This window comes from Mesorhizobium sp. M1E.F.Ca.ET.041.01.1.1 (genome assembly GCF_003997355.1).
In the GTDB taxonomy this organism is placed as follows: Bacteria; Pseudomonadota; Alphaproteobacteria; order Rhizobiales; family Rhizobiaceae; genus Mesorhizobium.
In genome coordinates this window covers 1-8,917 of record NZ_RZSL01000236.1, presented here as the reverse complement: position 1 = coordinate 8,917, position 8,917 = coordinate 1, and the positions used below count along the sequence as shown (strand labels likewise).

At 61.3% G+C, this 8,917-nt stretch carries 9 protein-coding genes; 8 read left to right on the top strand and 1 reads right to left on the bottom strand.

Going from position 1 to position 8,917, the window contains the following annotated elements; genetic code table 11:
- A partial coding sequence (locus tag EOA38_RS39770) for a hypothetical protein (protein ID WP_210212974.1) occupies positions 1-281 on the bottom strand: 281 nt, incomplete at its 3' end.
- 248 nt (positions 282-529) lie between these two features.
- Between EOA38_RS39770 and EOA38_RS19455 the strand changes: the two genes are divergently transcribed.
- The 8 genes from EOA38_RS19455 to trbL all read left to right on the top strand — a co-directional run.
- Positions 530-2,554, top strand: a complete 2,025-nt coding sequence (locus tag EOA38_RS19455; protein WP_024502848.1) for a conjugal transfer protein TraG — start codon at positions 530-532, stop codon at positions 2,552-2,554.
- Between the two features lie 116 nt (positions 2,555-2,670).
- Complete coding sequence (locus EOA38_RS19450) at positions 2,671-3,084, top strand: CopG family transcriptional regulator (protein WP_095488561.1); 414 nt, start codon at positions 2,671-2,673, stop codon at positions 3,082-3,084.
- Positions 3,081-4,049, top strand: a complete 969-nt coding sequence (gene trbB, locus EOA38_RS19445) for a P-type conjugative transfer ATPase TrbB (protein WP_024502850.1) — start codon at positions 3,081-3,083, stop codon at positions 4,047-4,049. The genes EOA38_RS19450 and trbB overlap by 4 nt, the downstream gene beginning before the upstream one ends.
- 12 nt (positions 4,050-4,061) lie before the next feature.
- Positions 4,062-4,370, top strand: a complete 309-nt coding sequence (locus EOA38_RS19440) for a TrbC/VirB2 family protein (protein ID WP_126057781.1) — start codon at positions 4,062-4,064, stop codon at positions 4,368-4,370.
- A complete protein-coding gene (locus EOA38_RS19435; protein WP_024502852.1) occupies positions 4,370-4,642 on the top strand; it encodes a VirB3 family type IV secretion system protein in 273 nt (90 codons plus the stop codon). Before EOA38_RS19440 ends, EOA38_RS19435 begins: the two co-directional genes overlap by 1 nt.
- Positions 4,636-7,086 (top strand): conjugal transfer protein TrbE, encoded by a 2,451-nt coding sequence (gene trbE, locus EOA38_RS19430; RefSeq protein ID WP_126057782.1) that lies wholly within the window; start codon positions 4,636-4,638, stop codon positions 7,084-7,086. Before EOA38_RS19435 ends, trbE begins: the two co-directional genes overlap by 7 nt.
- The gene (trbJ, locus tag EOA38_RS19425; RefSeq protein WP_024502854.1) at positions 7,083-7,808 is read left to right on the top strand and encodes a P-type conjugative transfer protein TrbJ; all 726 of its coding nucleotides are present in this window, start codon (positions 7,083-7,085) and stop codon (positions 7,806-7,808) included. The genes trbE and trbJ overlap by 4 nt, the downstream gene beginning before the upstream one ends.
- Positions 7,809-7,841: 33 nt before the next feature.
- Positions 7,842-8,917, top strand: a 1,076-nt coding sequence (gene trbL / locus EOA38_RS19420) for a P-type conjugative transfer protein TrbL (protein ID WP_127299986.1), incomplete at its 3' end; no start/stop codon positions are given.

The following is an 8,917-nucleotide window of genomic DNA, read 5'->3' as shown; positions in this document are numbered from 1 at the left end:
CAGGGGAACTGCGGCAGCTGTTGGAGGATGAACCCGCTTCCCCACCGATGATGGCGTTCGAGCCAGGGGAACTGCGGCAGCTGTTGGAGGATGAACCCGCTTCCCCACCGATGATGGCGTTCGAGCCAGGGGAACTGCGGCAACTGTTGGAAGACGAGCCTGCCTCCCCACCAATGATGGCGTTCGAGCCAGGGGAACTGCGGCAACTGTTGAATGATGAGCCTGCCTCCACTTGGGCACAAATCAATTCGACCCCACATGCGCGAGCGGACGGTGTTCATCAGCCAGCCCAGGCGCCCTGGCTCCCTGAACGCAGAAGATAACTTTGCGGAGGAGCGGTCACGCAACTGTCGGCGGCGCCGGGCCTCAGGGTGAATGGAGAGGATGGTGTCGCGTGAAGGCGCAACACGCGTGCTGACCGACCTGCATAGTAGGAAGTCGTTCATTGCTCCCAAATCGTATGTGAGGAACATTCCTGTCCCGGCTGCACCGCGCGATGCTAGGTCGCGTTGTTCAGCGGGCCAAGCCGATGACACCTACGAAGCTACTGATCGGGCAGATCGCCGTTGTGTGCGCAATTGTCATTATCGGCGTATGGACGGCAACCCAATGGTGCGCTCAAATGCTGACCTACCAGACGCCTCTCGGCGCACCATGGTTTCTCTTCGCCGGCTGGCCAATCTACAAGCCGTGGAAGCTGTTTGAATGGTGGTTCCACTTCGATGCTTATGCGCCGGAGGTCTTCGACAAAGCCGGTACGCTTGCAGGCGCCAGCGGATTCCTGGGCTGTGCCGCCGCAATCGCAGGCTCGCTTTTGCGCGCGCGACAGCGCGGGTCGGTTACGACCTATGGGTCTTCACGGTGGGCCACGACTCATGAGGTCGAGACGGCAGGGTTGTTACGGCCGGCGGGCGTTTTCCTCGGTAGGCTGAACGATCGCTATCTGCGCCATGACGGCCCGGAGCACGTCATGGCATTTGCGCCGACGCGTTCGGGCAAGGGCGTGGGGCTGGTTGTTCCAACGCTACTTTCCTGGACCGGGTCTGCCATCATTCATGATATAAAAGGCGAAAATTGGCAGTTGACCTCCGGCTGGCGGTCGAAATTCTCGTACTGCCTTCTGTTCAATCCGACCGACCCGAGATCGGCACGCTACAACCCGCTGCTGGAGGTGCGCAAAGGCCCAGATGAGATCCGGGACGTTCAAAACATCGCCGACATCCTCGTCGATCCCGAGGGCGCGCTGGAGCGACGGAATCACTGGGAGAAGACCAGCCATTCACTCCTAGTTGGCGCCATTTTGCACGTGCTCTACGCTGAAGAGGACAAGACGCTAGCCCGCGTCGCCACCTTCCTGTCGGACCCGCAACGCTCGTTTGCCGCAACGCTACGGCGGATGATGACGACAAACCATCTCGGGACGGGGCATAACCCTCAGGTCCATCCCGTAGTGGCCTCGGCGGCTCGCGAACTCCTGAACAAGTCGGAAAACGAGCGCTCAGGCGTCCTCTCGACCGCCATGTCCTTTCTTGGGCTTTATCGTGATCCAACGGTCGCGGCGGCCACTTCGTCCTGCGACTGGCGCATCGCTGACCTAGTGGATGGAGAGCGACCGCTGTCGCTCTATCTGGTCGTGCCGCCTTCGGATATCTCGCGCACCAAGCCTTTGGTGCGACTGATCTTGAACCAGATCGGCAGGCGGTTGACGGAGCGTCTGGAGGGGGACCCGAAGAAGAGCCGTAAGCATCAGCTGCTCATGATGCTGGACGAGTTTCCGGCGCTCGGTCGCCTCGACTTCTTCGAAACGGCGCTCGCCTTCATGGCAGGTTATGGCATTCGCTCCTATCTGATCGCACAATCTTTGAACCAGGTTTCAAAGGCCTATGGCGAGAACAATGCTATTCTCGACAATTGCCACGTGCGAATTGCCTTTTCCTCCAATGACGAACGCACGGCCAAGCGCATCTCGGATGCCCTCGGCACCGCAACCGAACTTAGGTCGATGCGCAACTATGCGGGCCATCGGCTTGCGCCCTGGCTTTCACATGTCATGGTGAGCCGCCAGGAAACCGCGCGCCCGCTCCTGACGCCAGGCGAGGTGATGCAATTGCCGCCGTCAGACGAATTGGTCCTGGTTTCTGGGTTGCCGCCGATCCGCGCCAAGAAGCTGCGCTATTATCAGGATCAGAATTTCACAGATCGGGTGCTGCCTGCGCCGGTGCTGCACGACGGACCCTATGCGGACTGCCCTGCATCACGCCCGGACGGCTGGACTGGACAAGTGTGCAGCGTCGATAGCCGACTTGCTGCGGACGAGGAAAGCGCCGACGCGCCAGTTGAAGACGAGGGAGGCGTTCAGCAGCAACGCCATCCAAGCCTGCCCGAAGAAGACGTTGTTGTCTCTCAAGAGCCCGATCAGGCCGATCTGTACAAGCCCGCAGACGATGACAGCGAAGCGCTCGCGGACAAGCGTGTCATGGATCGGATTTCCACTGCGGCCCGCGCCTACGGTATCAACGAGGGCAGGGGCGACGATGTCATTCCCGGCTTCTGAAGTCCGCTGAGTTGCAGAGCGCACCTCAGCGTAGATAACGGCCATAAGCAATTTTGAGCGTCTGGCCGATGCTTCTCCCGTCGCCGGCGCAACGCCGGGCCGTCGGAACGAGCCGCATGAAGCCGCACCGCATTCGCCATCAGTTTCTGCTTGAGCCGGAGCTCAGCGAGAAACTGGACAACCTCAGTCGCGATCCGTCAACGACCAAATCAGCGATCGTGGCGAAGGCGATCGAGGCGTTCATCGAGCGGCGTGGCGAGAGCGAGTTCGATCGGCGCTACGGCGTAAGGCTTGACCGGCTCTCCCGCGATCTTGCCCACGTCAGGCGCGATTCCGAGGTGATCCTGGAGAGCCTGGCGCTCTTCATCCGCTTTTCGATCACCCTTCACGCCCACACGCCGGTCCCGGATCGGGCAACGCAGGCTATTGCCCAAGAGCGTTTCGAGAAATTCGTTGAGAAGGTCGGCCGCCAGATCGCTTCCGGCAAAAAGTCGCTTAGCAAAGACAATGGTGGGGGAGGGGAAGGATGAGCTCTCATCCCGAGGCCGACCACCGGCGGCGTGTCATGCTGCGCACCGCCATGGGTCCGGCAATCACCGAAGCCCTGGCCGATCCGTCCGTCATCGAGGTGATGGTCAATCCCGACGGCGCGCTGCGACTCGACCGGTTAGGCGAAGGTCGGGTCGATACCGACGTTCACATGCACCCGTCCGAGGCAGAACGTATCATCCGCCTGGTTGCTTCGCACGTGCGCGCCGAGGCGCACGCCGACAACCCGATCGTCAGTGCCGAATTGCCGTCTGGCGAACGCTTCGAAGGCCTGCTGCCACCTGTGGTGTTGGCGCCATGTTTTGCCATCCGCAAGCCCGCCGCGAAAGTCTACACCCTGGCCGACTATGTTGCCGAACGCATCATGCTGCCGCTGCAGGCCGATGCGCTGAAAAAGGCCGTCCGCGAGCGGCGCAACATGCTGATCGCCGGCGGCACTTCCTCGGGGAAGACAACACTCGCCAACGCTCTGCTGGCTGAAGTCGCCGAATGCGACGATCGGGTGATCCTGATCGAGGACACACGCGAACTGCAGTGCGCGGCCAGGGACTGCGTTGCCCTGAGAACAAGGCGGGGCTCGGTCACCCTTGCCGATCTCGTGCGCTCGACGCTGAGGCTCAGGCCGGACCGCATCATCGTGGGCGAGGTGAGGGGCGCGGAAGCGCTCGACATGCTGAAGGCATGGAACACCGGGCACCCAGGCGGCATCGCTACCGTACACGCCAATTCCGCGCGCTCGGCTCTCTATCGCATTGAGCAACTCGCCCAGGAAGCGGTGGTCACCGTTCCCCGCCGGCTCATCGCTGAGGCGATAGATCTGATCGTCTTCATAGCGGGACGCGGCTCGTCGCGCCACATCGACGCAATCGCCGAGGTCACCGGTCTCGACGGCAGCGGCGATTACGCCGTTGCCCCGCTCACGCTTTCGCAACTCCAGCAGCTTTGAAAGGCCTTCCTCATGCGCAAGAAGCTTCGCTTTCTTTCGTCCACAGCGCTCGCGTTTCTTAACACGGCCCCGGTTTATGCCGCCGGCTCCGGCATGCCGTGGGAGCAGCCGCTGCAGCAGATCCTGGAGTCCGTGCAGGGACCGGTCGCCAAGATCGTTGCGGTGATCATCATTATCACCACCGGCCTGACGCTTGCCTTCGGCGACACCGCCGGTGGTTTTCGGCGCCTGATTCAGATCGTCTTCGGTCTGTCAATCGCCTTCGCGGCATCGAGCTTCTTCCTCTCCTTCTTCTCCTTCGGTGGTGGGGCGCTCGTCTGATGGCCGCCGGGGAGCAGCATATCGAGGGCTTCGCAGTACCGGTCCACCGGGCGCTGACCGAGCCGATCCTGCTCGGCGGGGCTCCGCGCGCGGTGGCGATCCTCAACGGTACAGTGGCCGCGGCCATTGGCTTCGGCTTGCAGCAATGGATTGCTGGTCTGGTGCTTTGGATCGCAGGCCACTCGTTAGCGGTGTTTGCCGCAAGACGCGATCCGGACTTCGCCAGCGTGCTTGTGCGCCACCTACGTCTGAAGGGGTGGCTTGCATGCTGAACCTTTCGGAATATCGAAGCAAAGCCGACCGGCTTGCCGACCATCTACCCTGGGCTGCCTTGGTGGCGCCCGGCATCGTGCTCAACAAGGACGGCAGCTTTCAGCGGACGTTGCGGTTCCGCGGCCCGGATCTCGAAAGTGCGACGGAGGCTGAACTCGTCGGCATTTGCGCCCGGGCGAACAATGCTCTCAGACGCCTTGGCTCTGGCTGGGCATTGTTCTTTGAGGCCGAGCGCACAGAAGCGCTGGGCTATCCGAACTCGCATTTTCCTGACGCCGCGTCGTGGCTGGTCGACGAAGAACGCCGCGCTGCTTTCGAGGGGAAGGTAGCGCACTACGAGAGCCGCTATCATCTGACCTTGGTGTTTATGCCACCGCCGGACGCCCAGGCGCGCGCAGAAAGCGCGCTCGTCGACTCTCATTATTCCCGAGGAGAAAGAGACTGGCGCCAGGATCTGGCGAGGTTCCGTGACGAGACCAACCGCGTGCTCGATCTCTTCTCGGGTTTCATGTCCGAAGTACGCGTCCTCGATGATGCTCAGACGTTGACCTACCTCCACGGCACGATTTCGCCTCGTCGCCATCCTATCATGGCCCCGGAAACGCCGATATATCTGGATGCAATCCTGGTCGATGCGCCGCTTACCGGTGGCCTGGAGCCGATGCTGGGTGAGCAGCATCTTCGCACACTGACCATCCTCGGCTTTCCGAACCTCACCCGGCCCGGAATCCTCGATACCCTCAATCATCAGGATTTCGCCTATCGCTGGATGACGCGCTTCATTCCGCTCGAGAAAACGGAAGCCACGAAGACGCTGACGCGATTGCGCCGGCAGTGGTTTGCCAAGCGCAAATCGATCGTGGCAATCCTACGCGAGGTCATTACCAACGAGCCGGTCCCGCTTGTCGATAACGATGCCGACAACAAGGCGCTCGATGCCGACGAAGCCCTTCAGGCATTGGGCGGTGATCATGTGAGTTTCGGCTATCTCACCACCACCGTGACGGTGTGGGGCGAGGATCGCCAAGCCGCTGCAGAGAAGCTTCGCGCGGTCGAGCGCATCATCAATGGGCTCGGCTTCACCACGATCCGAGAAGGCGTCAATGCGGTCGAGGCTTGGCTCGGCTCATTGCCTGGCCATGTCTACGCTAACGTTCGCCAACCGCTCGTTCATACATTGAACCTTGCCCATCTCATGCCGCTGTCGTCGGTTTGGGCCGGTCCTGCGACAAACGAGCATCTCGCGAAAGTCACCCAAACCGAAGCGCCACCGCTTTTCGTTGCCGAGACCAGTGGGTCGACACCGTTTCGGCTTTCCACCCACGTCGAAGATGTCGGCCACATGCTGGTTGTTGGTCCGACCGGCGCCGGCAAGTCGGTTCTGCTTGCTCTGATTGCTCTGCAGTTCAGGCGCTATGCCGGCGCCCAGGTTTATGTCTTCGACAAAGGCAATTCGGCCCGTGCTGCAACACTTGCCATGGGTGGAGAACACCACGCGCTAGGAGCGGACGGTTCCCTTGCCTTTCAGCCACTGCGCAGCATCAACGACCAGGCTAGCCGAAGCTGGGCGGCCGAATGGATCGCCAGCCTTGTTGCCCACGAGAACGTCACCGTCACGCCGGAGGTGAAGGAGGCTATTTGGTCAGCGCTGGCCAGCCTTGCCACCGCGCCGGCGCAGGAACGCACACTGACCGGTCTTTCGGTCCTGCTTCAATCCAATGCGCTGAAGACCGCATTGATGCCCTACACGCTCGACGGTCCCTTCGGCCGCCTGCTCGATGCCGATCATGATGGGCTGGCCTTGTCGGATGTGCAGTGTTTCGAGACCGAGGAGTTAATGCACAGCCAAGGCGCTTTGCTGCCGGTGCTTACCTATCTGTTCCAGCGACTTGAGGAACGGTTCGACGGACGGCCCACGCTGATCATGCTCGACGAGGCGTGGGTCTATCTCGACAATCCGCTGTTCGCCGCCCGCATCCGCGAATGGCTGAAGGTGCTGCGAAAGAAGAACGTGTCGGTTGTCTTCGCTACGCAGTCGCTGGCTGATATCGCGGGCTCTGGCATAGCGCCGGCAATCATCGAAAGCTGCCCGCAGCGCATTTTCCTTCCCAATGATCGTGCCGTGGAACCCCAGGCGCGCACAGCCTACGAGCGCTTCGGTTTAAGCGAGCGGCAGATCGAATTGATCGCCCGCGCCACGCCGAAGCGTCAGTATTATCTGCAATCGCGCCGCGGCAACCGTCTGTTCGAGCTCGAGCTTGGCCCCATCGCTCTTGCGCTTTGCGGTGCTTCCGATCCGGCCACGCAGACTCTGATCGACAGGATCATGTCCGAAGACGGGCAAGGCAGCTTTGCCTCGCAGTTCCTGATCGCGCGCGGCCTCGATTGGGCCGGCGAACTTCTCAAGCAATTCCCTCAACCAGACAAGGAGCAATTCTCATGATGCGGCGACGCCTTCTCTCCGGCCTGATCACCGTTTCCCTGATCGCCAAGCCTATGGCCGACTATGTGCAGCCCGCGTACGCCCTTATCGTGTTCGATCCGTCCAATTATGCGCAGAACGTGCTGACGGCCGCGCGCGCATTGGAGCAGATCAACAACCAAATCCAGTCGCTGCAGAATCAGGCGACCATGCTGCAGAACATGGCGCGCAATCTTCAGCGTCTGGATTTCTCTTCCGTTGGCCAACTCACCGGTTCGCTCCATCGCATCGACGGCTTGATGGACCAGGCGAGTGGCCTCAGCTTTGATCTGGGCAAGCTTCAAGACCAGTGGCGCAGCCAATATCCGGAAAGCTACGACGCCACGATCAAAGTCAGCGATGTGGCGAGTGCTGCGCGGGAGCGTTGGCAAACCGCCATGCAGGCGTTCCGCCAGACCATGGGTGTCCAGTCGCAAATCGTCGAGAACGTCCGCGCCGACGGCGATCTGCTCGCCGATCTCGTCAACCGCAGCCAAGGGGCGGCCGGTGCGCTTCAGGCAAGCCAGGCCACCAACCAGCTGATGGCGCTTTCGACAAAACAGCAGATGCAGATCCAGACGCTGCTCGCAACGCAGTTTCGAGCTGAGGCCGAGGATGCCGCCCGCAAGGCCCAGTCAGACGAAGCCGCCCGCGAGATGACGAAGCGGTTCTTGGGTACCGGCTCGGCTTATCCCGGCAATTAATCACGAGTTCATCACGACGAGAAAGGCAGCGGCATGAACGACCTTGGCGTCATCGATCGCTTCATGGAGACCTTCATCCGCTACATCGACAGCGGGTTCGGTCTGCTATCGGGCGACCTCGCCTTCCTCACTACCATTCTGATCGGCATTGACATCACACTTGCCGGCCTGGCGTGGGCGCTCGGCGACGAAACCAGCGTTCTCGGCCGGCTTGTCCGCAAGGTGCTCTATGTTGGCGTCTTCGCCTTCATTCTGAACAATTTCAAGAACCTCGCCGATATCGTTTATCGTTCTTTTGCCGGTCTCGGGATTAAGGCGTCGGCCGGCAATCTGTCGGCAGACAATCTCTTGCGCCCGGGCCGCATTGCCGCGACCGGTTTCGAAGGTGCTTGGCCAATGCTTGACCAAGCCAGTCAGCTCCTGGGCTTCCCGGAAATCTTCGGCAACGCACTGACCATCTTCGTGCTGCTGATGGCCTGGTTCCTGGTTATCATCGCCTTCTTCATCCTTTCCATCCAGCTTTTCATCACCATCCTAGAGTTCAAGCTCACCACGCTGGCAGGTTTTGTTTTGGTTCCATTCGCACTTTGGAACCGTTCAGCGTTCCTGGCCGAACGCGTGCTCGGCCATGTTATCTCGTCAGGCATCAAGGTGATGGTGCTCGCCGTCATTGTCGGTATCGGCTCCACGCTCTTCGGGGAGTTCGCTTCCGCATTGCAAGGCAAGGAGCCGGATCTTGCCGGTGCCATGTCCCAGGTACTGGGCGCACTGGCACTGCTTGGCCTTGGCATTTTTGGGCCGGGGATCGCGTCGGGTCTTGTCTCAGGCGCACCGCAGCTTGGGGCGGGCGCCGCCCTCGGCACGACCGCGGCGGCAGCGGGTGTATCACTCGTTGCTGGAGGCACAGCATTTGCTGGCGCGCGTATGGCAACCAGCGGCGGTCTCGCCGCCATCCGAGCCGGCACAACAATGGGATCGGCTGCTTCCACGTCATGGCAGATCGGGCGCGCAACCTCGCCCGACGCTGGCCTCTCCGGTGTGGCTGCTGGAATGCATGGTGTAACCAGTGCAGCTGGCGGCGCCGCTATACGCATAGCGCGATCCGCCAC